Source organism: Streptomyces sp. ICC4 (assembly GCF_003287915.1).
In the GTDB taxonomy this organism is placed as follows: domain Bacteria; phylum Actinomycetota; class Actinomycetes; order Streptomycetales; family Streptomycetaceae; genus Streptomyces; species Streptomyces tritrimontium.
On record NZ_CP030286.1, the window covers coordinates 6,090,509 to 6,114,007 of the forward strand.

At 72.1% G+C, this 23,499-nt stretch carries 29 protein-coding genes and 4 tRNA genes; 22 read left to right on the top strand and 11 right to left on the bottom strand.

Annotated features, from left to right (window positions below; genetic code table 11):
- The first annotated feature begins 52 nt into the window (after positions 1-52).
- Together ligA and DRB89_RS28420 are read left to right on the top strand one after the other, a co-directional pair.
- Positions 53-2,113 carry an NAD-dependent DNA ligase LigA gene (ligA, locus tag DRB89_RS28415; protein ID WP_112451079.1) on the top strand — a complete coding sequence of 687 codons (2,061 nt, stop codon included), beginning with the start codon at positions 53-55 and terminating at the stop codon, positions 2,111-2,113.
- A 125-nt stretch (positions 2,114-2,238) separates the two neighbouring features.
- Positions 2,239-2,700, top strand: a complete 462-nt coding sequence (locus DRB89_RS28420; protein ID WP_162688762.1) for a hypothetical protein — start codon at positions 2,239-2,241, stop codon at positions 2,698-2,700.
- 226 nt (positions 2,701-2,926) lie between these two features.
- Here DRB89_RS28420 and DRB89_RS28425 read toward each other — a convergent pair whose 3' ends face one another.
- The gene (locus tag DRB89_RS28425) at positions 2,927-3,403 is read right to left on the bottom strand and encodes an SRPBCC family protein (protein WP_112451081.1); all 477 of its coding nucleotides are present in this window, start codon (positions 3,401-3,403) and stop codon (positions 2,927-2,929) included.
- Between the two features lie 159 nt (positions 3,404-3,562).
- Here DRB89_RS28425 and DRB89_RS43815 point away from each other — a divergent pair, with 159 nt between their 5' ends.
- On the top strand, positions 3,563-3,718 hold the full coding sequence (locus DRB89_RS43815; RefSeq protein WP_204357835.1) for a DUF6131 family protein: 156 nt from the start codon (positions 3,563-3,565) through the stop codon (positions 3,716-3,718).
- A gap of 135 nt (positions 3,719-3,853) precedes the next feature.
- Here the strand turns inward: DRB89_RS43815 and DRB89_RS28430 are convergent, their stop codons facing one another.
- On the bottom strand, positions 3,854-4,036 hold the full coding sequence (locus DRB89_RS28430; protein WP_112451082.1) for a hypothetical protein: 183 nt from the start codon (positions 4,034-4,036) through the stop codon (positions 3,854-3,856).
- Positions 4,037-4,196: 160 nt separating this feature from the next.
- Between DRB89_RS28430 and DRB89_RS28435 the strand changes: the two genes are divergently transcribed.
- The 5 genes from DRB89_RS28435 to DRB89_RS28450 all read left to right on the top strand — a co-directional run bounded on the left by DRB89_RS28435 (position 4,197) and on the right by DRB89_RS28450 (position 6,789).
- Positions 4,197-4,667: an FAD-dependent oxidoreductase gene (locus DRB89_RS28435; RefSeq protein ID WP_239516368.1), complete on the top strand. Its 471-nt coding sequence runs from the start codon at positions 4,197-4,199 to the stop codon at positions 4,665-4,667.
- Complete coding sequence (locus tag DRB89_RS44985; RefSeq protein ID WP_239516369.1) at positions 4,642-4,869, top strand: hypothetical protein; 228 nt, start codon at positions 4,642-4,644, stop codon at positions 4,867-4,869. The genes DRB89_RS28435 and DRB89_RS44985 overlap by 26 nt, the downstream gene beginning before the upstream one ends.
- 184 nt (positions 4,870-5,053) lie before the next feature.
- Positions 5,054-5,278, top strand: a complete 225-nt coding sequence (locus DRB89_RS28440) for a hypothetical protein (RefSeq protein ID WP_112451083.1) — start codon at positions 5,054-5,056, stop codon at positions 5,276-5,278.
- 169 nt (positions 5,279-5,447) lie between these two features.
- Positions 5,448-6,377 carry a SigB/SigF/SigG family RNA polymerase sigma factor gene (locus DRB89_RS28445; RefSeq protein WP_112451084.1) on the top strand — a complete coding sequence of 310 codons (930 nt, stop codon included), beginning with the start codon at positions 5,448-5,450 and terminating at the stop codon, positions 6,375-6,377.
- A 115-nt stretch (positions 6,378-6,492) separates the two neighbouring features.
- Positions 6,493-6,789 carry a WhiB family transcriptional regulator gene (locus DRB89_RS28450; protein ID WP_275432030.1) on the top strand — a complete coding sequence of 99 codons (297 nt, stop codon included), beginning with the start codon at positions 6,493-6,495 and terminating at the stop codon, positions 6,787-6,789.
- Positions 6,790-6,888: 99 nt separating this feature from the next.
- On the opposite strand, the gene DRB89_RS28455 is transcribed toward DRB89_RS28450, so the two are convergent.
- The gene (locus DRB89_RS28455) at positions 6,889-7,230 is read right to left on the bottom strand and encodes an SH3 domain-containing protein (RefSeq protein WP_112451086.1); all 342 of its coding nucleotides are present in this window, start codon (positions 7,228-7,230) and stop codon (positions 6,889-6,891) included.
- 237 nt (positions 7,231-7,467) lie between these two features.
- On the opposite strand from DRB89_RS28455, the gene DRB89_RS28460 reads away from it, so the two are divergent.
- Positions 7,468-7,647: a CsbD family protein gene (locus tag DRB89_RS28460; protein ID WP_112451087.1), complete on the top strand. Its 180-nt coding sequence runs from the start codon at positions 7,468-7,470 to the stop codon at positions 7,645-7,647.
- A 96-nt stretch (positions 7,648-7,743) separates the two neighbouring features.
- Here DRB89_RS28460 and DRB89_RS28465 read toward each other — a convergent pair whose 3' ends face one another.
- Positions 7,744-8,310, bottom strand: a complete 567-nt coding sequence (locus DRB89_RS28465; RefSeq protein ID WP_112451088.1) for a hypothetical protein — start codon at positions 8,308-8,310, stop codon at positions 7,744-7,746.
- Between the two features lies 1 nt (position 8,311).
- Positions 8,312-8,854 carry a hypothetical protein gene (locus DRB89_RS28470; RefSeq protein ID WP_112451089.1) on the bottom strand — a complete coding sequence of 181 codons (543 nt, stop codon included), beginning with the start codon at positions 8,852-8,854 and terminating at the stop codon, positions 8,312-8,314.
- Between the two features lie 162 nt (positions 8,855-9,016).
- Here DRB89_RS28470 and DRB89_RS28475 point away from each other — a divergent pair, with 162 nt between their 5' ends.
- Complete coding sequence (locus DRB89_RS28475; protein ID WP_112451090.1) at positions 9,017-9,532, top strand: hemerythrin domain-containing protein; 516 nt, start codon at positions 9,017-9,019, stop codon at positions 9,530-9,532.
- 122 nt (positions 9,533-9,654) lie between these two features.
- Positions 9,655-10,020 carry a PRC-barrel domain-containing protein gene (locus tag DRB89_RS28480; RefSeq protein ID WP_112451091.1) on the top strand — a complete coding sequence of 122 codons (366 nt, stop codon included), beginning with the start codon at positions 9,655-9,657 and terminating at the stop codon, positions 10,018-10,020.
- Here DRB89_RS28480 and DRB89_RS28485 read toward each other — a convergent pair.
- Entirely contained in the window at positions 9,984-10,928 is a 945-nt protein-coding gene (locus DRB89_RS28485; RefSeq protein WP_204357836.1) for a YhjD/YihY/BrkB family envelope integrity protein, read from the bottom strand. The genes DRB89_RS28480 and DRB89_RS28485 overlap by 37 nt on opposite strands.
- Before the next feature lie 299 nt (positions 10,929-11,227).
- Between DRB89_RS28485 and DRB89_RS28490 the strand changes: the two genes are divergently transcribed.
- From DRB89_RS28490 to DRB89_RS28500, 3 genes are all read left to right on the top strand, one after another.
- Positions 11,228-11,680 (top strand): ATP-binding protein, encoded by a 453-nt coding sequence (locus tag DRB89_RS28490; protein ID WP_239516370.1) that lies wholly within the window; start codon positions 11,228-11,230, stop codon positions 11,678-11,680.
- A 64-nt stretch (positions 11,681-11,744) separates the two neighbouring features.
- On the top strand, positions 11,745-12,503 hold the full coding sequence (locus tag DRB89_RS28495; protein WP_112451011.1) for a DsbA family protein: 759 nt from the start codon (positions 11,745-11,747) through the stop codon (positions 12,501-12,503).
- Positions 12,500-13,339 (top strand): cytochrome c biogenesis CcdA family protein, encoded by an 840-nt coding sequence (locus DRB89_RS28500; RefSeq protein ID WP_112451010.1) that lies wholly within the window; start codon positions 12,500-12,502, stop codon positions 13,337-13,339. The genes DRB89_RS28495 and DRB89_RS28500 overlap by 4 nt, the downstream gene beginning before the upstream one ends.
- A gap of 48 nt (positions 13,340-13,387) precedes the next feature.
- Here DRB89_RS28500 and DRB89_RS28505 read toward each other — a convergent pair.
- The 4 genes from DRB89_RS28505 to DRB89_RS28520 form a co-directional block, all read right to left on the bottom strand.
- Positions 13,388-13,461: transfer RNA gene (locus DRB89_RS28505), tRNA-Phe, on the bottom strand.
- Positions 13,462-13,483: 22 nt separating this feature from the next.
- A tRNA-Asp gene (locus tag DRB89_RS28510) sits at positions 13,484-13,557 on the bottom strand.
- 39 nt (positions 13,558-13,596) lie between these two features.
- Positions 13,597-13,669 (bottom strand) — tRNA-Glu (locus DRB89_RS28515).
- Positions 13,670-13,778: 109 nt separating this feature from the next.
- Complete coding sequence (locus DRB89_RS28520; RefSeq protein ID WP_112451009.1) at positions 13,779-14,129, bottom strand: metallopeptidase family protein; 351 nt, start codon at positions 14,127-14,129, stop codon at positions 13,779-13,781.
- A gap of 92 nt (positions 14,130-14,221) precedes the next feature.
- Between DRB89_RS28520 and DRB89_RS28525 the strand changes: the two genes are divergently transcribed.
- From DRB89_RS28525 to DRB89_RS44990, 7 genes are all read left to right on the top strand, one after another.
- Positions 14,222-14,713: a CrcB family protein gene (locus tag DRB89_RS28525; protein WP_112451008.1), complete on the top strand. Its 492-nt coding sequence runs from the start codon at positions 14,222-14,224 to the stop codon at positions 14,711-14,713.
- A complete protein-coding gene (locus tag DRB89_RS28530; protein WP_112451007.1) occupies positions 14,710-15,084 on the top strand; it encodes a CrcB family protein in 375 nt (124 codons plus the stop codon). Before DRB89_RS28525 ends, DRB89_RS28530 begins: the two co-directional genes overlap by 4 nt.
- 191 nt (positions 15,085-15,275) lie before the next feature.
- The gene (locus tag DRB89_RS43205) at positions 15,276-15,839 is read left to right on the top strand and encodes a hypothetical protein (protein ID WP_162688763.1); all 564 of its coding nucleotides are present in this window, start codon (positions 15,276-15,278) and stop codon (positions 15,837-15,839) included.
- Between the two features lie 259 nt (positions 15,840-16,098).
- Positions 16,099-18,519: a DEAD/DEAH box helicase gene (locus DRB89_RS28535; RefSeq protein WP_112451006.1), complete on the top strand. Its 2,421-nt coding sequence runs from the start codon at positions 16,099-16,101 to the stop codon at positions 18,517-18,519.
- Positions 18,520-18,864: 345 nt separating this feature from the next.
- A complete protein-coding gene (locus DRB89_RS28540) occupies positions 18,865-21,024 on the top strand; it encodes a hypothetical protein (protein ID WP_112451005.1) in 2,160 nt (719 codons plus the stop codon).
- 93 nt (positions 21,025-21,117) lie between these two features.
- A tRNA-Lys gene (locus DRB89_RS28545) sits at positions 21,118-21,190 on the top strand.
- 314 nt (positions 21,191-21,504) lie between these two features.
- Complete coding sequence (locus DRB89_RS44990) at positions 21,505-21,675, top strand: helix-turn-helix domain-containing protein (RefSeq protein WP_239516371.1); 171 nt, start codon at positions 21,505-21,507, stop codon at positions 21,673-21,675.
- Here the strand turns inward: DRB89_RS44990 and DRB89_RS28555 are convergent, their stop codons facing one another.
- Positions 21,676-22,554: a helix-turn-helix transcriptional regulator gene (locus DRB89_RS28555; protein WP_112451004.1), complete on the bottom strand. Its 879-nt coding sequence runs from the start codon at positions 22,552-22,554 to the stop codon at positions 21,676-21,678. It abuts the gene before it with no gap.
- Between the two features lie 308 nt (positions 22,555-22,862).
- On the opposite strand from DRB89_RS28555, the gene DRB89_RS43210 reads away from it, so the two are divergent.
- Positions 22,863-23,120 (top strand): hypothetical protein, encoded by a 258-nt coding sequence (locus DRB89_RS43210; RefSeq protein WP_162688764.1) that lies wholly within the window; start codon positions 22,863-22,865, stop codon positions 23,118-23,120.
- Positions 23,121-23,499 lie beyond the last annotated feature (379 nt).

A 23,499-nucleotide genomic window follows, 5' to 3' on the forward strand; every position in this document is an offset into this window, starting at 1 on the left:
CCCGGGAACGGGCCGCCGGGCATTGTCAGTGGTCCGGGAGAGGATCACTGACATGACGATCCTTTCCGCCGATGAGGCGTTGTCCAGCGTGTTCAGCCGTGCCGACTACAGCGCCGCGCTCCGGCGGCTCCGCGAGGCCTCCCGGGCGTACTACGGCGGCGCCGACAGCGCGCTGGACGACGCCGCCTACGACCGGCTGCGCCTGTCCGTGCTCGCCTGGGAAGCGGAGCACCCGGACGAGGCCGCCCCGGACTCCGTGACCGGCCTGGTCGCGGACGGCGCGGCCCCGGTCGGCGACATGGAGCACACCGTCCGGCTGCTCAGCCTCGACAACGTCTTCGACCCGGCCGGCCTGGTCGCCTGGGGCGCCTCGCTCCAGCGCCGTCTGGGCCACGAGCCCGCCGGAGGGTTCACCGTCGAGCCGAAGATGGACGGAGCGGCCGTCGCCGCCCGCTACCGCGCCGGTCGGCTGGAGCAGGTCATCACCCGCGGCAACGGCACCCACGGCGAGGACGTCAGCCACGTCATCGGCGCCATCGAGGGCCTGCCCGAGCAGCTGCCCGTGCCGGCCACCTTCGAAGTCCGCGGGGAGGTCCTGTTCACGCAGAGCCAGTTCGAAGCCGCGAACGAGGTCCGCGTCGCGCACGGCGCGCAGCCCTTCGCGAACCCGCGCAACGGGACGGCCGGCACCCTGCGCGCGAAGGACCGCCCCTACCGGCTCGCGATGACGTTCTGGGCGTACGGAGCGGTCGAGCTCGACGGCGTCGCCTTCGCGCCGTCCGGGGCCACCCACGCCGAGGTCCTGGCCGCCGTCTCCGGGGCCGGCGTACGGACCACGGCCGACACGCCCGCCGGCCTGCACGTGGTCCCGACCCTCGCCGAGGCCCAGCGCGAGGTCGACGCGATCGCCGCGCAGCGCGCGGACCTGCCGTTCGGCATCGACGGGGTCGTGATCAAGGCGAACGACGCGGCCGAGCAGGCCGCGGCCGGGCTCGGCAGCAGATTCCCGTACTGGGCGATCGCCTTCAAGCTGCCGGCCGTCGAGCGCCAGACCGTACTGAAGGACGTGGTGTGGGACGTGGGCCGTACCGGGGTGCTCGCCCCGACGGCCATCCTCGAACCGGTCGACATCGACGGATCCACCGTCACCCGGGCCACCCTCCACAACCCCGCGGACATCCGCCGACGCGACCTCCACCTCGGCGACACCGTGACGGTGTACAAGGCCGGCGACATCATCCCCCGCGTCCAGGCCGCCCTCGTGGGCCACCGCCCGGCCGGCGCGCTCGAGGTGCCGCTGCCCACGCGGTGCCCCAACTGCGGCGGGGAGATCAACAAGGACCAGGAGCGCTGGCGCTGCGCGAAGGGAACCGGCTGCGCGCTGCCCGCCCTGATCGAGTACGCCGCCGGCCGCGACATCCTCGACATCGACGGCCTGGGCAAGACGTACGTCAACGCCCTGATCGAGTCCGGTGACGTCGCCGACGTCGCCGACCTGTTCACCCTGACCGAGGGACAGCTCGCCGCCGCCTCCGGCAGCGCCAAGCGCGGGGCCAAGCTGGCCGAGCAGATCGCGGCCGCCAAGTCCCGCCCCCTGAGCCGCGTCTTCTGCGCCCTGGGCGTGCTCGGCACCGGGCGCAGCATGTCCCGCCGCATCGCCGCGCACTTCGGCACGATGGACGCCGTCCGGCAGGCGGATGCCTCCGCCATGCAGGAGGTCGACGGCATCGGCGGGGAGAAGGCCCCGGTCATCGTCGAACAGGTCGCCTCCCTGGCCCAGGTCATCGACAAACTGGCCGCGGCCGGAGTCAACATGACGGAGCCGCAGCAGCCCCGGACGGCCGCGGAAGGCCCCCTTTCCGGCAAGACCGTCGTGGTCACCGGGAAGATGAGCGGCCCGCTCGAGAACATGGGCCGCTCGGAGATGAACACCCTGATCGAGAAGGCCGGCGGCAGGGCGGGCGGCAGCGTCAACTCCAAGACCACCTACCTGGTCTGCGCGGCCTCCGCGAGCGGGAAGCCGAGCTCCAAGGCCGTCAAGGCCGAGGAACTGGGCGTCACGGTCCTCACCCCGGAAGCCTTCGCCGAACTCGTCGCCGCCCACCTGGGCTGACCCGAGGACCCGAGGGCGGGAGCCCGGTTCACCGATACCTTCGACGGGGCGCCGGCGGGTGTCCCGGAAGAATCCGGCCGCGCGGTGCGGGGGCCGGCCGGTGCGAGCGGAAGGACCTCGGCGCGATGGATTCCACGGAGTTTCGGATGCAGGGCCCGGGCCGCTACATCCGGCTGGCGGACCTCCTGCCCCTGATCCCGGACAACGACTGGACCTGGAGCATCCTGGAGATCGACGGAATCTGGAGCGTCCCCGGAGCCGACGGAGTCGTCGCGCCGCCGGACGGTATGAGTGCCTCGGCATTCGAGGACCTGGTGCGGGCGAGCCCGACGGGGTACGTCCAGGGCTGGCCCGGGCTGAAGGACCTCGCCGTGCACCTGGAGCAGAACCACTGGCTCACCGTCGTCGCCGCGGCCTCGGCCGACGACCTCGTCGGCGCCGAACTCCAGGCCGAGGACTACTCCCGGTGCCTCGTGTTCCTCGAAGCGTTCGACAGCGGGACGTGGACGGTCGCCGCTCGGCCGGGTGCGACCGGCGGCGGCCACGACATCGTGGAAGCGGCCCGGGCGCGGTTCGCCCGGCCGTGACCGGCGCCGGCGGGCCCGTCAGCCGAAGCGGAACGAGACGGGCGTGTCCGGGTGGAGGACCGCGGGGGCCGGCGAGATCACCTCGTCCCACTCCCCGTGGGCCCTGCCGCGGTCCCGCTCGCCCGCCGCGCCCTCGGCCCATCCCGAGATGTTGCCCTTCTCCCGGGCCGTGTAGAGGCCCCGCGCACCCGCTGAAGTCCATCGGGCCGGGCGTCGGCCGGTCCCGTCACGCCAGGTGCGCGGTGGTCTCGACGTGGGAGGCCAGGTGCGCGAGCGAGGAGGCGATCCCGGCCTCGTGGACCGCCTGGTCGATGCCGGGCGGCACGTCCGTGGCGGTGACGGTCACCCGGGTCCCGTCGCCGGTGGCGGCGAGGTCCCAGGTCATCGTCATGGTGCCCGCGTACGAGGGGTCGTCGGCCTCGAACACCGCCCGGTGCACCACGCGTTCCGCCGGCACCAGCTCGGCGAAGCCGACCTCGACGACGTCCGTCGCGGCCGTGGTCTTGCCGGGGCCGTCGGCGGGGTCGAGGTGGGTCAGCACCATCCGGAACCCGCCGCCGGGCCGGGGGTCCCACCGCTCGACCCGCCCGCTCATGCCGTCCGGCGGCAGCCAGGCCTCCAGGGCCTCCCGGTCGAGGAGGGCGCCGTAGACGTCCGCCGGTGGCGCCGCGATCGTCCGGCCGGCGCGGTCGGTTCTGCCCATGGCCCGAGCGTAGTGCTTCGACCGGAAAGGTCCACCGGGGCGGTCCCGAAGAACAGCGTCGCGGCAGAGATAAGGACGGGACTCGCGGGTAGACGCCAGCGGAGGCACCGCGGCGGAACAACCCGTTCCGCCGTATCCAGACAGACGAGTGAGGGCATCATGATTTTCGCCGGACTCATCCTCTTGCTCATCGGATTCCTGACCGGAATCTCCATCCTGTGGACCATCGGGATCATCCTGCTCGTGGTGGGGGCAGTGCTGTGGATCCTCGGCTCGGTGGGACACGCGGTCGGCGGCCGGCGCCACTACTGGTAGTCCGCGGGCCGGTGGCGGCGTGGAAACGGACGTACCGCAGAACGGGTGAGGCCCGCTCCGCGGTACGTCCGTGTGCGGTGCCCTTCGTGCGGCGCCCTTCGGCTTCGCTCGGGTCCGCGCCGCGCTCCGCCGCGGTCAGCGTCTGCGACCCCACCCGCGGCCCGTCCGCCCGGCGCCGACCCCGGCGACGTGCAGGGCGAGCGCGACGAGACCGATCAGCATGAAGTTGGTGGAGCTCAGCACGTCGTTGGTGGCTATGTGGGCCGCGTTGATCAGGAACGCGATGAAGAAGAGCACTGCGGCGACGATGGCCAGCATGGTCGGACCCCTTTCTGTCGGTGACCGCCGTGTGCCCCGTGCGGGCGGGAACATGAGCCGCCACCGGGCCCCGTCTCCCGGCGCATCTCGTACGGGGCCGCCGGCCGGTCGCCGCCGCGCCCGACGGGCCGGGTCCCGCCCGGCCTCGTAGCCTGGCGTGATGCGTCAGCACGATCTTGTCGTCATCGGTGCGGGATCCGGCAACGCCGTCATCGACGATTCGTTCGCCGGCCTCGACGTGGCCATCGTCGAGGAGAGGTGGTTCGGCGGAACCTGTCTGAACGCGGGGTGCATCCCGAGCAAGATGTACGCCTACGTCGCGGAGGTGGCCCATACCGTCGGCGAGGCCGGCACGTACGACGTGGACGCGGAGCCGGCCCGCGTGCGCTGGCGCGCGATGCGTGACCGGGTGTTCGGGCGCCTGGACGCCGAGCGCGAGGAGGGCCGCCGCGGGCGGCTGGAGGCGGACCGGGTCACCGTGTACGAGGGCACGGCGCGGTTCACGGGCCCCCGGGAGCTGCGGATCGACCTCGCGGACGGCGCCGTCGACATCGGCGCCCGGCAGATCGTCATCGCCGCAGGCGGCCGGCCGGTGGTCCCCCCCCATGGAGGACACCACCGGCTTCTGTAAGGTGCTCGCCGAACGCGGCACCGGCCGCCTGCTCGGTGCGCACATCATGGGCCCACAGGCCGCCACCCTCATCCAGCCCCTCGTCCTGGCGATGACCCTGGGCATCGACGCGGCCACCCTCGCCCGTTCCCCGTACTGGATCCACCCGGCGCCGACCGAGCTCGTCGAGAAAGCGCTCCTCGACCTCGTGGGCGGTCCGTGAATCCGGTCCCCGCAGGGGAAGTCGGCCGGTGCGGGTGAACCGCGGCATCGGGGGCATGCGGACCGGTGCCGGGATGGACGCCGTGACGCAGCGGGGAATCTGCTCACCTCCATCGATCGACGGCCGTCCCGGCTCCGTAAATCCGGCCGGGTGAAACGAACCGACGGAGGAAGAGGGAAATTCGATGACGACGGCAGAGTTATTCGGAAAGAAGTCCATATCCGGCGCGCGGGCGCTCCGCGGGCACGCCGCCCGCACCCGGGAGGACATGGTCCGGACGGTCGAAGCGCTGGCGAAGGGGAAGACCGGTCGGGCCGCCGCGGTGGCGCGGACCCACCGCACCGCCCTGATCACGGCCGCCGGCGTACTGGCCGCCGCCCTGCTCGCCCGGCGGTCCCGGCGGGCGTGACCCCGCGGCGGACGCGCCCCGTACGCACACCGTACGCGGGCCGCCACACCTGGTGACCGGCCCGTCGATCGATGGTGCGTGGACCGTTTGAGTGGGTATACCCCTTTGGAAAGAGCGCGACGGTCCACGCCGAGCCCGCAGGCCGGCCCGAACCCGTCGGAGGAAGCTCATGCCGACCATTCCCGCTCGAACGCTCCACGCCCGTACCGCCGAGTCCCTCGCGGACGGGCACGCCACCCCGGAGGACCTGCTCCATCTGGGCACCGACGAGGCGCGCACCCTGTCCGTCGCGCTCTTCCGGCGCCTGCACGGGCTGCAGGAGGGCACACGGGAGTACTCGTACGTGCGCAACACCCTCGTCGAGCTCAACCTCAGCCTGGTGAAGTACGCCGCCCGCCGCTTCCGCGGCCGCAGCGAACCCCTGGAGGACATCGTCCAGGTCGGCACGGTGGGCCTGATCAAGGCCATCAACCGCTACGACGTGGAGCGCGGGGTGCAGTTCGCGACGTTCGCGCTGCCCACCATCACCGGTGAGATCAAGCGCTTCCTCCGCGACACCAGCTGGGCCGTGCGGGTCCCGCGGCGGCTCCAGGAGCTCCGGCTCGACATCGCGAAGACGGGGGACGTGCTGGAGCAGCGGCTCGGGCGCCAGCCGACCGAGCGGGAGCTCACGCAGGAGCTCGGCATCACGGACGCCGAGCTGGCGGAGGGGCGCCGGGCGGCGAGCGGATACACGGCGCGCTCACTCGACGCGCCGGCCGGCGAGGACGAGCATTCGACCCCGCTGACCCGCTCGCTGGGCCTGGACGAGGAGGCGTACGAGCGCATCGAATGCCTGGAGGCGCTCAAGCCGCTCCTGGCCGCCCTCGGCGACCGCGACCGGCTGATCCTCTCGTTGCGCTACGGCGACGAGCTGACCCAGGACGCGATAGGCGAGCGCCTGGGCATCTCCCAGATGCAGGTTTCGCGCCTGCTGAGCCGGATCATGCGGACGCTGCGCGCCGGACTGCTCGCGGACGACGAAGTCCCGGCGGACGAAGGCCGGGAGCGGGCTCCGGCACCCGCGCGGGACCCCGAACCGGAACCGGCGCGCACGTGATCGCGCCGCACCGCGATCTCCGTCCGGCCGTTTGAGCCGCGTTCTCGGGGTCAGACGAGGGGCGACCGGGCTTCGCATCCGGTCCGTACCCGATGGAGGTTCCGAGGTGGGAAACGTGTCCCGTCTGCCCGGCCGTGCCGAGCACCACTGGCTGTGGCAGGAGGAGGCCGCCTGCAGGGAACTGGGCTCGCGCCTCTTCTTCCACCCCGCGGGTGAGCATGGTCCGGACCGCGAGCTTCGGGCCGCGGCGGCCAAGGAGGTGTGCGCGCTGTGCCCGGTGCAGCGCGACTGCCTGCGGCACGCGCTTGAGGTGGCCGAGCCGTTCGGGATCTGGGGTGGTCTCACCGAGCGCGAGAGGCGCCCCCTCCGTGCCCGGGCGGGGGAGAGGCCGACGCTGCCCTCCACCGCTTGAGCCCCGGCGGCCGTGGAGAACGGCTACGGCTACGGGAACGGGCGCGGCCATGCTTCTGGGGCCGCGCCCGTTCCCGTAGCCGTGTACCAGGTCACAGCACTAGCAGGGTCGGACCGGCTGGAGGTTGTGGACGTAGCGGGCCGACACCCAGCCCTTCGAGCCGTGCAGGCGGTACCACACCGGATTGCCGTCCACCCAGCCCCCTCGCTTCTGGCACGAGAGGAGCACGCGGGCGTTCGGGTGCAGCTTCTTCACCACGTCCGAGTACACGGTCGGCTTCTCGCGGACGTTGAGCGCCGTGCGGGACTCCACCACACCCACGGGCCGGGACTCGGCCGCGTGCCCGCTGCCGCGGCCGTCGGCCGCCCAGCCGGCCGTGCCGAGCGGCCCGATCAGCACTCCGGCCGCCAAGGCGTACGTCAGCAATGCCTTCTTCACCATCGGATCCACTCTCCCTGTGTCGCCTGGGCGCGGGGCCGGCGGCCCGTGCAGCCCACCACCCGGACGACTATCCACCGCCCGGGCGGCTGCCCGGAGGGAACACGCCCCCCGTTGCACCGGATGGCCCAGCGGCCCGGGTCCGCGTCCGGTCACGGCACGGGGAGTTCCACGAATTGCGGGATGCCCACCACGGAAGCAGGGTGGTCAGTACCCCCCTCTAGGAAGGACCACCCCGTCATGAGCAAGGCGAAGGGCAAGGCCAAGCAGGTCAAGGGCAAGATCAAGGAGACCGCCGGCAGTGCCATGGACGACAAGGGCATGCAGGCGGAAGGCGCGGCCGAGCGGATGGGCGGCAAGGCCGAGGAGATGACCTCGAAGGCCGCGGACAAGATGAAGAAGGCCACGCGCAAGTCCTGAACGGCTTCGCGCGCGGCAGAAGGCCGGCCGGGCTCGCAGTGGATCCGCGAGCCCGGCCGGCCTTCTCCTGCTCCGGCTTCCGCCCGGAGCGGGAACTCAGGTGGCCAGCAGCCGGTCGACCAGTGAACGGTAGGCGCGCAGGGCCTGCCGCAGGTCTTCGGTGGCCACCTGCTCACCGCGGTCCCACTGCTTCTCCAGCCCGCCGCGGTGTTCGGAAAGGGTGCCCGCGAACCTCTGCATGACCTCCGCCACCAGGGTGTCCGCCGAGCGGACCGCCTCGCGCGGATCGTCCACGAACCGGCCCTGGATCTCGCCCCACGCGGTCCGGTAGCGCTCCGCCTCCGCAGAGCCCAGCAGCGGCTCCTCCTCGTCCTTGGCCGCCCGATCCGGCTCCGGGACGCCGACGGGCCGGTCGACGGACCTCTCGACGGGCTCGTCAGCGGACCTGTCGACGGACCTCTCGAAGGGCCCGTCAGCGGACCTGTCGCCGGACCCCTCGACGGACCCGTCGACGGACCAGTCGGCGGGCGCGGGCGCCGCCGTCGGCGCGGGCGGCGCGGGCGGCGCGGGCGGCGCGGGCCGCGCGGGCCGTGCGAGGTCCTCCGTCGTCAGGACGGGATCGGACGATGCCGCCCGTACCTCGCTCTCTTCGCCCTTGCGCATGTCATCGGCTCCTCTGGTCGGCGAGCAGCTCCTCGAACAGGGTGCGGTAGTGCACCATCGCCCCGCGCAGCTCCTCGGTCGTCGCCTCTCCCGCACCGCCGCGCACCTTGGCCGCATGGGCGGCCCGGTACTCCTCCAGCGTGCGGCCGTGCTCCACGGACAGGTCCCGCAGCTGTCCGCGGTACCCCTCGGTGGGATAGCCGCGTTCACCCATCAGCCGGGTCACCAGCTCGTCGGCCTCGGCCACGGAACGCTCCGGCCGGTCCACGAAGCGCTGCTGCACACCGGTCCACTCGTCCGCGTACCGGTGCCGGCGCTCGGGCGACAGCTCCTTGATGTCGAGCCGGTCGTGCCGCTCCTCGCGGTCGCGCAGGTCCCGCTCGGCGGCCCGTGTGCCGCCCCGTTCCTCGACGGTGCGCTCGTACTCCGGCCCGAACCGTTCTCGCAGGTGGCGTCGGCGCGCCAGTGCCCACAGCAGTGCGGTCACCGCGATCACGACGACCGCCGCCACGACGATGACGGCTGTCAGTGCATTGGTTGACATCTCTGGCCTCCGTTCGGGGGCTCGTGGTCTCGGTTGACGCGCCTGCTCGGTGGCGGAGAGTTCAAACCCGAACGGGTGCGTGCGCGGTCCCCGGGGTTTGAACCCACCGCCATCGAGCAGGCGCCGGGCGACGTGAAACCGACAGCACCGGAGGGACCCGGCATGGCCGCGGACAAGCACGAGAACCAGGACGTCGTCGCGTTGATCCTCAAGGACCACCGCACCATGGAGGACCTGTTCCGCCGGATGCGCAGTGTGGAGGCGGACCGGGCGGACGCCCTCGCCACGTTCTCCGCGCTGCTCGTCGCGCACGGCGAGGCCGAGGAGTCCGAGGTGTACGGCGCGCTGAAGAGGTTCAAGGACGTCGACAACGAGGAGGTCGAGCACGGAGCCGAGGAGCACGCCGAGGGCAACGAGGCCCTGCTGGCGCTGCTCGAGGTGGCCGAGGCCTCCGAGGTCGGTTCCGATGAGTGGGACGCCCGCCTGGAGGACCTGGTCAAGGCGGTCTCCCACCACCTCGACGAGGAGGAGCGGACCATCCTCAACGGCGCCCGGGAGAACGTCCCGGACGAGCGGAGGGCCGAGCTCGGGGCGGCCTTCCTGCGGGAGCGGGAGCGGCACCTCTCGGCCGGCTGCGGCGGCATCGAGAACGTGCGCGCGGTCGTACGGGGTGCATGAAGCGCCGGGGGAGGGGCAGTCGAGTCGGAGCGGGGCGCGAACAGTGCCGCGTACGACATCAAAAGAGAGGGACGGCACGGAAGTTCCCGCCGTCCCCCGTCTGGCGAAGGAGTTGTTTTCGCGTGACTGAGCATGTGTGGAGCTACCAGTCGAATGCCGGCCACCTGGGCGGGTCCGATCTGACCGGGTACAAGGTCGAGGCGACCGACGGCAGCATCGGCAAGGTCGACAAGCACTCCGACGAGGCCGGTGACGCATACCTGGTCGTGGACACCGGAGTCTGGATCTTCGGCAAGGAGGTCCTGCTCCCGGCGAGCACCGTGATCCGGATCGACGTGGAGGAGGAGACGGTCTACGTCCACAGCACCAAGGAGCAGATCAAGAGCGCTCCGGAATTCCACCGCGACAAGCACCTCGACGACGTCGGCTACCGCCAGGAGATCGGGACCTACTATTCCGTCGGTGGTTTCGGCGGCCGCATCATCTGACCCGGCGCAGGCGGCGGGCCCGGACTCGACGAGTCCGGGCCCGTTGCCGTGCCCATCCCCGTGCCCGTGCCCGTTTCCGATCGGCCGGGGTCCGGCGGCGTTCTCCGGCGCAGCAGCTCGTCGTGGAACAGCCGGCCGGCGAGCGCGCCCCCGAACACGACGACGCCGATCCCGACGAGCCAGGCCTGGAGGACGAGGACGGTGCCGAAGGGCCCGTAGGTGACGGCGCTGGACGCGATCATCGGTGAGAAGACGAGCCGGGAGAAGAGCCGCAGCCCCAGCAGTCCGGCCATGGTGGCCGCCGCTCCGGGCAGCAGGCCGCTCCACGGCACCCGGCCGCCGAGCAGCAGCCGCTGGGACCACCAGAAGAAGAGGGTGCCGACCGTCACGGTGACGAAGCCGCGTGCCGGGGACTCGCGCCACGGCGGGGTGATCGCCGACAGGTAGAGGACCCCGACCAGTACGCCGAGCCACAGCACGTGCCGCCAGCGCGCCCACCAGCGGGACGGAGCCAGCCCCCACACGTTCTCGTAGCCGCCCTGCAGCATGGTGGCGAAGGACAGGCCGAAGACGGCGAGCAGGGCCAGTCCGAACGCCGTCGTGGTCCGCCACGCCTGGCCGGGCAGGGCGAAGAGCCGCTCGATCTCCGCCCGGGCGGCCGGCGATACGCCGAGCCCGTCTCCCAGCCATTGGGCGAACCCCTGCCCGCCGCGGGTGTCCGCCGCGGACACGACGATCAGCAGGGGTACGAGCGTCAGGAAGCCCAGTGCGGCGAACCCGAGGGAGCGCTGCCACAGGTCCAGGTCCCGGACGTGCACCCAGCGGCGGCCGGCCCGCGCACGGCGGACCGTGCTGCGCACCCGTCCGAGGGGCGACAGCGGGCGGGCCGAAGACGAGGTGTCGCGCATGGCCGCTCCAACCGATGCTTCCACGGTAGAGCGCTGGTCGACGGGGTTCCACCGCGGAGCCCCGCAGGCCCGTCGCAACCGGTCCCCGGGAAGCCGACGCGACGCGGATGGCGGTGTCCGCGTGTCCGGGCGATCAGCGCGGGCATACGCGAGACCGAGGACGGCGGCCGCGCGACGGCCGGCCCGGGTGCTCCGCGGACGGAGCCGCCCGGCTCCGTCCGACGGAGCACAGCCGACAGCCAGGTGAGGCGACAGTGAACACGACGGGATCAGCCACCGGGGATCCTCGCGGTGGAGGAGTGCCGGTCAGGGGCCAGTGCCGCCGACTCGCCCTGAGCGGTGTCCGGGGCCCGGTCGGCAAGGGCCGTGACTTCACCCGCAAGGCCCTGCGGGACTGGGGGTGGGACCGCCACGAGAGCGCCGAGGACGCCCTGCTCGTCGTGTCCGAGCTGGTGACCAACGCGGCCCTGCACGCGAACGGCTGCCACGAGCTCGTGCTGACCGCCGCCGAGGAGACCTTGCGCATCGACGTGCTCGACGGAGCGACGGCGCTGCCGTGCCCCCGGGCCGCACGCCGGCCGGGCGTCCCGGGAGGCCACGGCCTGCACATCGTGCGGCTGCTCTCCGACCGGTGGGGCGCCTACCCCCATGACACCGGGAAGGTCGTCTGGGCGGAGATCGAGACCGCCGCCACGGCCCCGGCCGCGCCCCGGCCCCCACCCCCTGCAGTGCAAGCCGGTCGCGACACGTAGCAGGTCGATCGCAGCGTCAGATGTGTCTAAGAGACCGCTTCCCGTACAGCTCTGGAGCTCCCGCATGTCCCCTTCCCCTTCTTCCTCCTCCTCCTCTTCCTCCTCCCGCCGCAAGCCCCTGCTGATCTCCGCCGGTGTCGCCGTCGCCGCCGTCACCCTCGGCCTCGCCTCCTGGCAGGCCACCGCGCCCGAGAACACCCGCGCCCGGTCCTCTTCCGCCTCCGCGCCCGAGGCCGGCTCCTCCGCCGATCCCGCCGCGCAGCTCAAGGCGCTGGCCCGCCGCGAGTCCGGCGACAAGCTCGCCGTCGGCCGCGCCGACGCCCCCGTGGTGCTGATCGAGTACTCCGACTTCAAGTGCGGCTACTGCGGCAAGTTCGCCCGCGACACCGAGCCCGAGCTGGTGAAGAAGTACGTCGAGGACGGCACCCTGCGCATCGAGTGGCGCAACTTCCCGATCTTCGGCGCCGACTCCGAGGCCGCCGCCAAGGCCGCCTGGGCGGCGGGGCAGCAGGACCGCTTCCAGCAGTTCCACGCGGCCGCGTACGCCGAGGGGGCGAAGGAGAAGGGCTTCGGCGGGGAGCGGCTCGCCGAGCTGGCCCGCGAGGCCGGCGTACCGGACCTCGAGCGGTTCAAGAAGGACATGGCGGGGGAGCAGGCCGCCGCCGCGCTCGCCAAGGACCAGGAGGAGGGTTACCGCATCGGGGTCACCTCCACCCCGTCCTTCCTGGTCAACGGGCAGCCCATCGCGGGAGCCCAGCCGGCGGACGCCTTCGCCGCGGCCATCGCCCGGGCCAAGGCGCAGGCGCAGGCGGCCGCGAAGTGAACGGCATCGGATACCTGGCCGCCCTGCTGGGCGGCCTCCTCGCGCTGCTCAGCCCGTGCAGCGCCCTGCTCCTGCCCGCGTTCTTCGCCTACTCGATCGACTCCGCGTCGAGGCTGCTGGCGCGCACCGGGATCTTCTACGCGGGCCTCGCGAGCACCCTCGTACCGCTGGGGGCGGCCGGTTCGTACGCCGGGCGGTTCTTCCACGGCAACCGCGACGGGCTCGTGCTCTTCGGCGGCTGGCTGATCATCGCGCTCGGGCTCGCGCAGATCCTCGGCCTCGGCTTCGCCCCGAAGCGGATCTCGGAGCTCTCGGGGAGGATCCGGCCGACCACCGCCCTGTCGGTGTACGCGCTGGGCGCGGTCTACGGGCTGGCCGGCTTCTGCGCGGGCCCCATCCTCGGCAGCGTCCTCACGGTGGCGGCGGTCAGCGGCAGCCCGGTCTACGGGGGCCTGCTGCTCGCGGTGTACGCGCTGGGCATGGCCGTGCCCCTGTTCGCGCTGGCGCTGCTCTGGGAGCGCTTCGACCTGGGCCGGCGGCGCTGGCTGCGCGGCCGGGCCTTCTCGGCCGGCCGCTTCGAGCTGCACACGACCTCGCTCGCCTCGGGGCTGTTCTTCATCGTGCTCGGCGCGATGTTCCTGGTCTTCGACGGGGCGAGCGCGCTGCCGGGGCTGCTGGACGTGGACGACTCGTTCGCGGTGGAGCAGTGGGTGCGGTCCGTCGCGGACGGGGTCCCGGACTGGATGCTGCTCGGGCCGGTCGCGCTGGTGGCGGCCGGTGCGGGACTGGCGCAGTGGCGCCGGCGGGCGCGGACGGTCGGCGCCGAAGGGGAGTGAACGACGAAGAAGGCCCCGTCCGATGGACGGGGCCTTCTTCGTATCCAGTGGCTGGGGCCGGGGTCGAACCGGCGACCTATCGCTTTTCAGGCGATCGCTCGTACCAACTGAGCTACCCAGCCACGAAACCGTTTCCGGCTTCAGCGAACCTGACGGGACTTGAACCCGCGACCTCCACCTTGACAGGGTGGCGAGCTAACCAACTGCTCCACAGGTCCTTGCAATGTGCGAGCACAAGTCTCGCACACGGTAATGCGTACCCCCAACGGGATTCGAACCCGTGCTACCGCCTTGAAAGGGCGGCGTCCTGGGCCACTAGACGATGAGGGCTAAAGGCCCGCCGGGCGCTTTCCAGCGCGTCGGGGACGTGAGAAGCATATGGGATCCCGGCGGGGATCGCCAAAACGGTTTCCGGGGCCGCCCGCGGGTCGCGCCAGCGTCACCCCCAGCCGAGTTCGTGGAGCCGCTCGTCGTCGATGCCGAAGTGGTGGGCGATCTCGTGGACCACGGTCACGGCCACCTCGTGGACGACTTCTTCGGGGGTCTCGCACATGCGCAGGGTCGGGCCCATGTAGATCGAGATCCGGTCGGGCAGGACCCCGGCGTACCACTCGCCGCGCTCGGTGAGCGGGGTCCCCTCGTAGAGGCCGAGCAGGTCGGGGTCGTCCGCGGCGGGTTCGTCCTCCACGAACACGGCCACGTTGTCCATGACCCGGGTCAGCTCCTCGGGGATCGAGTCCAGGGCTTCGGCCACCAGCTCTTCGAACGCGTCTCGCGTCATCTCCAGCACGTGGTCATTCTCCCGTGTCGGCGGCCGATCGAGGCGGGTCGCGACACGACGGGCGAGAATGGCCCGGTGGCGACATGCGAAGCGGCCCGGGGATGACCCGGCCGCCGGAGGGCTCCGAGGCCATCGACCCGGACGTCGACCTCCACGTCCCGGCGCAGCGCGCCGAACCGCGGGGCCGGGTGCTGGCGGCCGTGGCGGCCGGCGGAGCCGTGGGCGCCTCGGCGCGGTACGGGGTCGCGCTGCTGTGGCCGGCCGGGCCCGGGGGCTTCCCGTGGGGGACCTTCTGGGTGAACGTGGCGGGCTGCGCGCTCATCGGCGTGCTCATGGTGCTGATCAGCGAGGGCGGCCGGTCGGCGCACCCCCTCGTACGGCCCTTCGCGGGGGTCGGGGTGCTCGGCGGGTTCACCACCTTCTCCACCTACGCGGTGGACTTCGCGCGGCTGCTCGACGCCGGTGAGGCCGGGACCGCGCTGGCGTACGCCGGGCTCACGGTGGCCGGCGCGCTGGGCGCGGTGTGGGCGGCCGCCCGGCTGACGCGCCGCGCGGTGGGCGACGGCGGGGCGCGGGCGCGGGGGCGCCGGTGAACTGGCTGATGGTGGTCCTCGGCGCGGCCGTGGGCGCGCCGCTGCGCTATCTGGCCGACCGCGCGGTGCAGGCGCGGCACGACTCGGTCTTCCCCTGGGGGACCTTCACGGTGAACGCGGCCGCCTGCCTGGTGCTGGGCGCGCTGACCGGGGCGGTGCTGGACGGCGCGGCCTCCTCGCGGCTGAGCCTGCTGCTGGGGGCGGGGCTGTGCGGGGCGCTGAGCACGTACTCGACGTTCTCGTACGAGACGCTGCGGCTGGCGGAACGGGGCTGGGGGTTCCTCGCGGCGGTGAACGCGGCGGGCTCGGTGCTGGTCGGGCTGGGCGGGGTCACGCTCGGCTTCCAGGTGGCGCGGCAGCTGTTCGCCTGAGGCGGGCCGCCCGGCGGTCGGCCCGGTGTCCGGCCCGGTGTCCGGCCCGGTGTCCGGCCCGGTGTCCGGCCCGGTGGTGCAGGGCCCTTCTCCCCGCTGGAGCGTGTCTCTTACGGGGCAAAGGGAGTTGGGCACATTGACCCGCTCACCGCGGACCTTTGCCTGCGTTCCGGAGGTGCCCCGTGCGCCAGTTGTCCGCTTCCCTCCGCCCCCCGCGCTCCCTTCGCCCCCTGCGACTGGCGGTCGCCGCGCTCGCGGTGGCGGCGACGGCGGGCTGCATGAGCGTCGGCGACGACGCCGCACAGCCCGGGCCGTCCTCCTCGGCGGGGGCCCAGGGCGGGAAGTCCGGCGGCTCCTCGTCCGGCAAGGGCGCCGGGACCGTGCGCGGCGGGCACGGCGGCAAGGACGGTACGGGGAACCAGGACGGCAGGCCGGGAGAGCCCGGCAAGGCCTCCGGCGCGACCGGGGCCTCGCCCAGCCCGGGCGCACCGGCGGGTCCGCCCGGGGCCCCCTCGCCGTCGGCCGGGCCGGGCGGCGGCGCGGGCGGGCAGGGTCCCCAGCAGCCGCCGACCGGCGGGTCCGGTTCGGGCGGAGCGGGTGGCTCCGGGGGCGGGCAGCCGGGCTCCCCGACCCCGGAGCCGCCGACTCCGACCCCGCCGGTCTCACCGCCGCCCGTGACGGATCCCACACCGCCGACGCAGCCGACGCAGCCTCCGCAGCAGGAGCCGAGCGGAGCGCCCGGCGGGGGGTCGTAGGGCTGCGTCGGCCCGTGGCGCTCCTCCGGGGCGGATTGCGTTTGTGCAGGTCAGAGGCCCTTCTGGGGAGGAGACTTGCCAGACCCGGGGGAGGGTGCGTATGGTTATAGATCGTTTGATCCCATTGCCCGGCGCCGACTCCGAAGAGCGCCGCGTGGCGCGTACTCTCCCCAACCGTGGCTGACCGCATTGAGGCGGTCGATTTGCGATTCACGGAGTTTGGGCGCGTGCCGAGACTCCGGAAGGTTTCGCATTTCGCATGTCCATTTCCAGTTCTGACCGTTCCGTCATGCCCGAGAACGACTCCAACGAGATCGTCGACGCCGAGACCCTCGCGGTCACCGAGGCCATCGAGGCCGTAGTCGCCGACGAGATCATCGAGGCCCTTGAGGCCGACGTGGCGACCGGCGAGTCCGGCGAGTCCTTCGAGGACTCCACCACCGACCTCGACGACGACGCCGACGCTGAGGCGGACGACGCCGACGCCGAGCCCACCCTGACCTTCGGCGACCTCGGTCTGCCGGACGGGATCGTGCGCAAGCTCGCCCAGAACGGCGTCACCGCGCCCTTCCCGATCCAGGCCGCGACCATCCCGGACGCCCTGGCCGGCAAGGACATCCTCGGCCGAGGCCGCACCGGCTCCGGCAAGACCCTCTCCTTCGGTCTGCCGACCCTGGCCCTGCTGGCCGGCGGCCACACCGAGAAGAAGAAGCCCCGCGCGATCATCCTGACGCCGACGCGTGAGCTCGCGATGCAGGTCGCGGACGCCCTCCAGCCCTACGGCGACGTGCTCGGCCTGAAGATGAAGGTCGTCTGCGGCGGTACCTCCATGAGCAACCAGATCTTCGCCCTGGAGCGCGGTGTCGACGTCCTCGTCGCCACCCCGGGCCGTCTGCGCGACATCATCAACCGCGGCGCCTGCTCCCTGGCGAACGTCCAGGTCGCGGTCCTCGACGAGGCCGACCAGATGGCCGACCTGGGCTTCCTGCCCGAGGTCACCGAGCTGCTCGACCAGATCCCCGGCGGCGGCCAGCGCATGCTCTTCTCCGCCACCATGGAGAACGAGATCGGCACCCTGGTCAAGCGCTACCTGACCAACCCCGTCACGCACGAGGTCGACAGCGCGCAGGGCAACGTCACGACCATGACGCACCACGTCCTCGTCGTGAAGCCGAAGGACAAGGCGCCGGTCACGGCCGCCATCGCCGCCCGCAAGGGCCGCACCATCATCTTCGTCCGCACCCAGCTGGGCGCCGACCGCATCGCCGAGCAGCTCATCGAGGCCGGCGTGAAGGCCGACGCGCTGCACGGCGGCATGACGCAGGGTGCCCGTACCCGCGTCCTCGCGGACTTCAAGGACGGCTACGTCAACGCGCTCGTCGCGACCGACGTCGCCGCCCGAGGCATCCACGTCGACGGCATCGACCTGGTCCTGAACGTGGACCCGGCCGGTGACCACAAGGACTACCTGCACCGCTCGGGCCGTACCGCCCGCGCCGGCAAGTCCGGTGTCGTCGTGTCGCTGGCGCTCCCGCACCAGCGCCGCCAGATCTTCCGCCTGATGGAGGACGCGGGCGTCGACGCCTCGCGCCACATCGTCCAGGGCGTCGGCGCCTTCGACCCCGAGGTCGCCGAGATCACCGGTGCCCGTTCGCTGACGCAGGTCCAGGCCGACTCCGCGAACAACGCCGCGAAGCAGGCCGAGCGCGAGGTCGCCGACCTCACCAAGCAGCTGGAGCGCCTGTCGCGCCGTGCCGTCGAGCTGCGCGAGGAGTCCGACCGCCTGGTCGCCCGCTCCGCGCGCGAGCGCGGCGAGGACCCGGAGGCCGCTGTCGCCGAGGTGGCCGAGGCCGCCGAGGCCGAGGTCGCGGCTGCCGCCGCGGCCGCGCCGGTCGCCGAGGAGCGCCCCGCGTTCCAGAGCCGTGACGACCGCGGCAACTACGAGCGCCGCGACAACCGTCGCGACGACCGTGGTGACCGTGGCGGCGACCGTGGCGGCTTCCGCTCCGGTGGCGACCGTCCGTCCGGTGGTGGCTTCCGCTCCGGCGGTGACCGTCCCTCCGGTGGTTTCAACCGTGACGACCGTGGTGGCGACCGTGGCGGCTTCCGCTCCGGTGGCGACCGTCCGTCCGGTGGTGGCTTCCGCTCCGGCGGTGACCGTCCGTCCGGTGGTGGCTTCCGCTCCGGCGGTGACCGTCCGTCCGGTGGTGGCTTCCGCTCCGGCGGTGACCGTCCGTCCGGTGGTGGCTTCCGCTCCGGCGGTGACCGTCCCTCCGGTGGTGGCTTCCGCTCCGGCGGTGACCGTCCGACCGGTGGTGGCTTCCGCCGCGACGACCGCCCCTCGGGTGGTTTCAACCGTGACGACCGCGGTGGCGACCGTCCGACCGGTGGTGGCTTCCGCCGCGACGACCGCCCCTCGGGTGGTTTCAACCGTGACGACCGCGGTGGCGACCGTCCCTCCGGTGGTGGCTTCCGCTCCGGTGGCGACCGTCCGACCGGTGGCAGCTTCCGCCGCGACGACCGCCCCACCGGCGGCGGCTTCCGCCGCGACGACCGCCCCTCGGGCGGCGACCGTCCGTACGGCCGCCGCGACGACAACCGCCCCTCCGGCTCCGGCTCGACCGGTGGCTCCTCCTTCGGCCGCCGCGACGACAAGCCCCGCTGGAAGCGCAACGACTGATCAGCGAGCCGCAGCCGCTGAACTGAGCGGCTGAGTGCCTGACAGGGCCCTTACGACACCCGTCGTAAGGGCCCTGTCCGCGTTCTTGCTACGCTCCCGGGACTTTGCAGTGGGGGGCACGGCAAAGCCGGTGGAACACCGCTGCTGTGGGGCCCCCGCGTTCTGGGGGCGGAATCATGAAACGAACACGCGCACGCGCGCGCACGCTGGCGGCGCTCGCGCTGACCGGCGCGCTGGCCGCACTGGGCGCCGTACCGGCGACGGCGACAGGCAAGGCGGTACCGCCGGGGGGCGAGGCGACGCTGGTGGCGCCGAAGGGCAAGGAGCCGGTGCAGCGGTTGCTCTATGCGGCCGGCACCGGACTGCTCATGGAAGAACCGGGGCGATGGCGGCGGCCTCGTCTGGAAGAGCCTCCAGGACGGCCGGGAGGACACGTGGCGGGACTGCGACGTACCGGGATCCTGGACGATCCTGTTCGGTGACACGCAGGCGTGCGAGTACCGCAAACCCCTCGGCACCCAGACCGCCGGTCCGGTCAGGATCCACGACTACGCGACGGGCAAGTCCGAGACGCTGACGCCCGCGGCCGGCCGGATGTGGGTGGGCACCGTCTCGCCCACCCAGGTGCTCGCGACCGAGCCGCGCGCGGACGGACAGCTGAGCCTGCACTTGATCGGGCGGGAGAACGAACCGCGCAAGGACATCGTCGTGAAGACGACGGAGGTGGTGCGCGCCTGGTCGGAGGGGACGGTGCGGCCCCAGGCCGCCGACGACAAGGGCGCGGTGATCACCTACGTGGACGGGGCGGGCCGGGTCCGGATCGGGCTGGTCGACTACGCCACGGCGACGATGCGCCCGATCCCGCTCCCCAAGGGGAGCGAGAACTCGTACTACCGCGCCACGCTCGGCCCGGACCGGATCCTCTTGTCGCCGCACAACGCCGGCCGGTCCCTGCTGTCCAGGTCCGACCTCAGCGTGCTCCCCCTCGGTTCCATCGAAGGGACGAAGGACGGGCACCTGTTGGGCGACTGGCTGATCACGGGGGGCCGGGCCGTTCCGGGCGACGGCGGAGCCGTGCGGACCGTGCTGCCCTCGGTCGGGTCCCAGAGCGTCGCCGGTTCCGACGGCAACGTGTACGTCGAGGGCGGTTCCGATGCCGCCCACTGGGGCATCCACCGCATCGCACTCGATGCCCAGGACATTCCCCGGGCCACGAAGGTGCTGGACATACCGCAGAAGCCGGCCGTCAGCCGGCGGGACCTCGCCTTCGCCCAGGGGGTACTCAGCTTCGGCCAGAGCAACGGCGACGGTACGGCTCTCCTGGGCTTCAAGGCTTCCGTCTCGGGGCCCCCGTCCGTGCCCCAGACCCCCGACTGGAGCTGCGACGGCGGCGCATGGGCCGAGCCGCCCTGCACGGGCGACATCGACATCACCGGCCAGGGCGGTTCGCCCACCGGCGACGGGCGGATCGTGGCCTTCGATCCCCCTCGCAAGGGATCGGGCGCACTGTTCGTCAAGGACGCCCGCCCAGGCGGTGCCACGCGCAAGGTGGTTCTCCAGGGCGGCGAGGGGCTGTTCGAGCAGCACATCATCACTGCCTCGGGCCGCTACGTCCTGTTCACGGCCCTGGGGGACCCCTCCGGGCGTCTGCAGTACGTGGCCGACATCGACACGGGCAAGATGCTGTCCGGCCTGGAGCACACCGGTGTCGCTGCCCTGTGGGGCAGCGTGCTGTGGCAGCCCGAGGGCGACAAGGGCGTCGTGGCCGGGAGGGACCTGAGGACCGGGAAGGTGACCCGGCGCGTGGACCTGGGCGCGGGCTGCCGCCCGCGTGTACTCCAGGTCACCGCGGAGTGGTTCTACTCGTCCTGCGCGGAAACGGGTGTTGCGGCCGCCGGGTACCACGTGCCGACCCGGAAGCGGGTCCTGCTGCCCGATGCGGCCCCCTTCAGCGGGGTCCGGCTCGGTGACGGGTACGTCGTGCGGGACAAGGGCGAGGTCTACAACCTGCGTTCCGGCAAGGCGGTACGGGAGTTCGCCCCCGGACGGGACCTCTTCGAGAACGAGTTCGCCCTCGATCCCTTCGGCGGCAAGTTCGCCTACCTCGACCCGGACCAGGCCGTCCACATCGTGGGGATCACGGGCAAGGCCTCCCCGCTGGCGGTCATCGACCAGGACGTCGCGGCGTCCGGGCCCTGGCTGTCCGGGTACACCAAGCGCTGGGAGCCGCGGTTCTGGCTGTCGAAGCCGGCCGCCTCCTGGGCGATGACGCTGACCGACAACGCCACGGGCAAGGTCGTGCGCACCATCAACGGCGGTGAGGTGCGCGGGCTGCTGCGGCCCAGGACGGACGGCAAGGACTCCTCCGGCATCACCCTGCCCAAGGGCGGGTACACCTGGACGCTGAAGGCCCGGCCCGCGGACGGGCAGGGGGCCGAACTGGCGCTCTCCGGCCCGCTCACGGTGACCGCCTCGGGCGCCGTGGTCGTACGCCCCGGTGGCTGAGCGGGGAGCACCGCCGACATCCCCGGGCCGGACCGCCGATATGCGATCGGTGGTCCGGCCCTCTCGGGCTATGCTCTGGGGGGAGCAAGCCGAGGGCCATTAGCTCAATTGGCAGAGCAGCGGACTTTTAATCCGTTGGTTGTCGGTTCGAGTCCGACATGGCCTACTGCTCACAGGCGGGGGACACGTCCTCTGACCTGCTACTGAGCGCCTCACCCGGTTCCGGCCGGGTGGGGCGCTCAGTCGTTTCCGGGCCTGTGCGTGAGCGATGCGTGAGCGGACGGCCCGGGACGGGGCGTCATTCAGCGCTACGACGTGGGCTTGCTGGGGTGTCGAACGACAGACGGATGTCGGTGGTCTTCGCCGCGATGGTGGAGGTCGAGCGGGAGTTCATCCACGAGCGGACTCTGATCGGCCTGGACACCGCCGCGGCCAACGGCAACCACGGCGGCTGGCCGGCCGCCCGCCATCGACGGCGACATGCTCGCCGTCGCCCTCCGCCGCCGCGACGCCAAGGAGTCCGTCACCGCCATCGTCAAGCACCTCGGCGTCGGCCGCTCCACCCTCTACGCACCCTCGCCGCCTACGCCGAAGCCATCGCCACCGGCCGCGAGCCCAATAGAACGCAGTGGTTTGCGGCCGGTGCGGTGATCACGACCGGCCGCACAGCGATCCGGCGGCCAGCAGCTCCTTGGCAGCGCGGGCAATGAACTGGCGGGTGCACTCCGGGCTCAGGGCCTGCGCCTGAAGGTGGTCGTACATGGTGCTGAACTGCCGTACGTCGGATGGTTTCTCCAGGTAGAGGTCGCTGGTGAAACGCTCCAGATACACCGTCCCCGTGGCGGCGTCGGGGAAGTCGAGGATGGAGAACTGTCCCGAGATGCCCGGATGGGCTCCCGCCTCGTGCGGGAGGACCTGCACGGTGATGTGCGGCTGTGCGCCGATGTGGTTCAGGAACTCAAGCTGTTCCCGCATGATCCTGGGGCTGCCGACCACGCGGCGCAGAGCGGATTCGTCCAGCACGGCCCATAAGCGCACAGACCTGGCCGGGTGGTGGGCCCGGGACTGACGACGCAGCCGGACCTCACTGCGCACGGCGATCTGTTCAGGGGTGGCCAGAGGGATCGTTTCCGCGACGACCGCAGCCGCGTAGGCAGGAGTTTGCAGCAGGCCCGGGATCACCAGGGGCTCGTAGGAGCGGATGGAAGCGGCTGCCGACTCCAAGCCGATGTAGACGGCGTACGGGACCTCCCCGCAGGCGACCCACCAGCCCTGCCGGTCCGCTTCCGTGGCCATCTGCATCAACGAGTCGACGACGTGCGGGTCGGTGACTTGGTAGAGGGCGCACAGGTCCCGTACATCACGAGGCTTGATGGCGCGGCGGCCGTTCTCCAGGTGGCTGATCTTGGGCTGGGAAATCAACAGGTGTTCGGCCACCTGCGTACTGGTCAGGCCACTGGCCAGACGCAGCCGGCGCAGCTCCGCGCCCAGCCGACGCCGTCGGACGGTCGGGTTCCCGTTCACCGCCACCTCGGTCTACCTCCGGTCGGGACTGTGTACCAGTCACAGGAAATGGCCACGGCCGGGCCCCGCTGGCGAGTGTCATCGCGCGCGAACGCAGCCGCGTGCACAACCCGAGCTGGGTTCACCCAGATGCCGGGATCTTCCACCTATCTGCCGGAAAAGACCGCTTACTTGTCTAAAGCCCCGTGCGCGGAGAGGTCGACTCAGGCCGGTCACCCGAGGCAAACCTCACGCCGTTACGGCGAAGCCGCCGTGACCACCGCGGACATCATGCGCCCGGTAACCTCCGCCGACCGGGCAGCGTTGGAGGACGAGTGACGGCAACGCCGGGTACCGGAGCGAGCGCCGGGCCGTCACACGCGGCGGGGTCGTCCGGTCATGGTGGGGCCCCGGCCGACCCCACAGCGATCGACCTCCACGTCCGCCAACTCATCGACCAAATCGTCGAGGCCGTACGCGACGGCGACCATCCGCTGATCCGGGACCTGCTCGCCAAACTCGCGGCGGTAGCCAACACCAACGCCCTTCTGAACCTGCGCCAGCAGCTGTACGAAAACGTGCCCTCCCGCTGAGCCTCTCCGCTGACAATCTCGCGTCGGCCGACATGGGGACTGACGGTGTCCCCAGTGCTTGTTCGATGGCCACTACGGTATCCGCGGGGCGGCGGTCGATCCGTGTCGAGAGTCCCGTCCGCTTCAGGCCGTGCTGGAGCGGATCGCGCATGTGCTTCTCGCAGACGACGAAGTTCGCGTACCCGGCCGAACAGGACCGATAGACCATGCATCCCCTTTGTGGCGCCTAACCCCAACAGGTGCGGCGCCACAGGCACACCACGCTGAGCCTCGCCCAGCCCCAGCCGGTACCACCACTCCGGCCGGCATAGTTCGGATGCAACGCCGCCTTGACCGGGTGAAGGCCGTGCACGCTGCAGCGCGGTCCGGCGTGATCAGC

What these genes read in the sequence shown, in the direction of transcription:
- ligA (WP_112451079.1), top strand. Translation starts at nt 53, where the DNA reads ATGACGATCCTTTCCGCCGATGAGGCGTTGTCCAGCGTGTTCAGCCGT.
- DRB89_RS28420 (WP_162688762.1), top strand. Translation starts at nt 2,239, where the DNA reads ATGGATTCCACGGAGTTTCGGATGCAGGGCCCGGGCCGCTACATCCGG.
- DRB89_RS28425 (WP_112451081.1), bottom strand. Translation starts at nt 3,403, where the DNA reads ATGGGCAGAACCGACCGCGCCGGCCGGACGATCGCGGCGCCACCGGCG.
- DRB89_RS43815 (WP_204357835.1), top strand. Translation starts at nt 3,563, where the DNA reads ATGATTTTCGCCGGACTCATCCTCTTGCTCATCGGATTCCTGACCGGA.
- DRB89_RS28430 (WP_112451082.1), bottom strand. Translation starts at nt 4,036, where the DNA reads ATGCTGGCCATCGTCGCCGCAGTGCTCTTCTTCATCGCGTTCCTGATC.
- DRB89_RS28435 (WP_239516368.1), top strand. Translation starts at nt 4,197, where the DNA reads ATGCGTCAGCACGATCTTGTCGTCATCGGTGCGGGATCCGGCAACGCC.
- DRB89_RS44985 (WP_239516369.1), top strand. Translation starts at nt 4,642, where the DNA reads ATGGAGGACACCACCGGCTTCTGTAAGGTGCTCGCCGAACGCGGCACC.
- DRB89_RS28440 (WP_112451083.1), top strand. Translation starts at nt 5,054, where the DNA reads ATGACGACGGCAGAGTTATTCGGAAAGAAGTCCATATCCGGCGCGCGG.
- DRB89_RS28445 (WP_112451084.1), top strand. Translation starts at nt 5,448, where the DNA reads ATGCCGACCATTCCCGCTCGAACGCTCCACGCCCGTACCGCCGAGTCC.
- DRB89_RS28455 (WP_112451086.1), bottom strand. Translation starts at nt 7,230, where the DNA reads ATGGTGAAGAAGGCATTGCTGACGTACGCCTTGGCGGCCGGAGTGCTG.
- DRB89_RS28460 (WP_112451087.1), top strand. Translation starts at nt 7,468, where the DNA reads ATGAGCAAGGCGAAGGGCAAGGCCAAGCAGGTCAAGGGCAAGATCAAG.
- DRB89_RS28465 (WP_112451088.1), bottom strand. Translation starts at nt 8,310, where the DNA reads ATGCGCAAGGGCGAAGAGAGCGAGGTACGGGCGGCATCGTCCGATCCC.
- DRB89_RS28470 (WP_112451089.1), bottom strand. Translation starts at nt 8,854, where the DNA reads ATGTCAACCAATGCACTGACAGCCGTCATCGTCGTGGCGGCGGTCGTC.
- DRB89_RS28475 (WP_112451090.1), top strand. Translation starts at nt 9,017, where the DNA reads ATGGCCGCGGACAAGCACGAGAACCAGGACGTCGTCGCGTTGATCCTC.
- DRB89_RS28485 (WP_204357836.1), bottom strand. Translation starts at nt 10,928, where the DNA reads ATGCGCGACACCTCGTCTTCGGCCCGCCCGCTGTCGCCCCTCGGACGG.
- DRB89_RS28495 (WP_112451011.1), top strand. Translation starts at nt 11,745, where the DNA reads ATGTCCCCTTCCCCTTCTTCCTCCTCCTCCTCTTCCTCCTCCCGCCGC.
- DRB89_RS28525 (WP_112451008.1), top strand. Translation starts at nt 14,222, where the DNA reads ATGACCCGGCCGCCGGAGGGCTCCGAGGCCATCGACCCGGACGTCGAC.
- DRB89_RS28535 (WP_112451006.1), top strand. Translation starts at nt 16,099, where the DNA reads ATGTCCATTTCCAGTTCTGACCGTTCCGTCATGCCCGAGAACGACTCC.
- DRB89_RS28540 (WP_112451005.1), top strand. Translation starts at nt 18,865, where the DNA reads ATGCGGCCGGCACCGGACTGCTCATGGAAGAACCGGGGCGATGGCGGC.
- DRB89_RS44990 (WP_239516371.1), top strand. Translation starts at nt 21,505, where the DNA reads ATGCTCGCCGTCGCCCTCCGCCGCCGCGACGCCAAGGAGTCCGTCACC.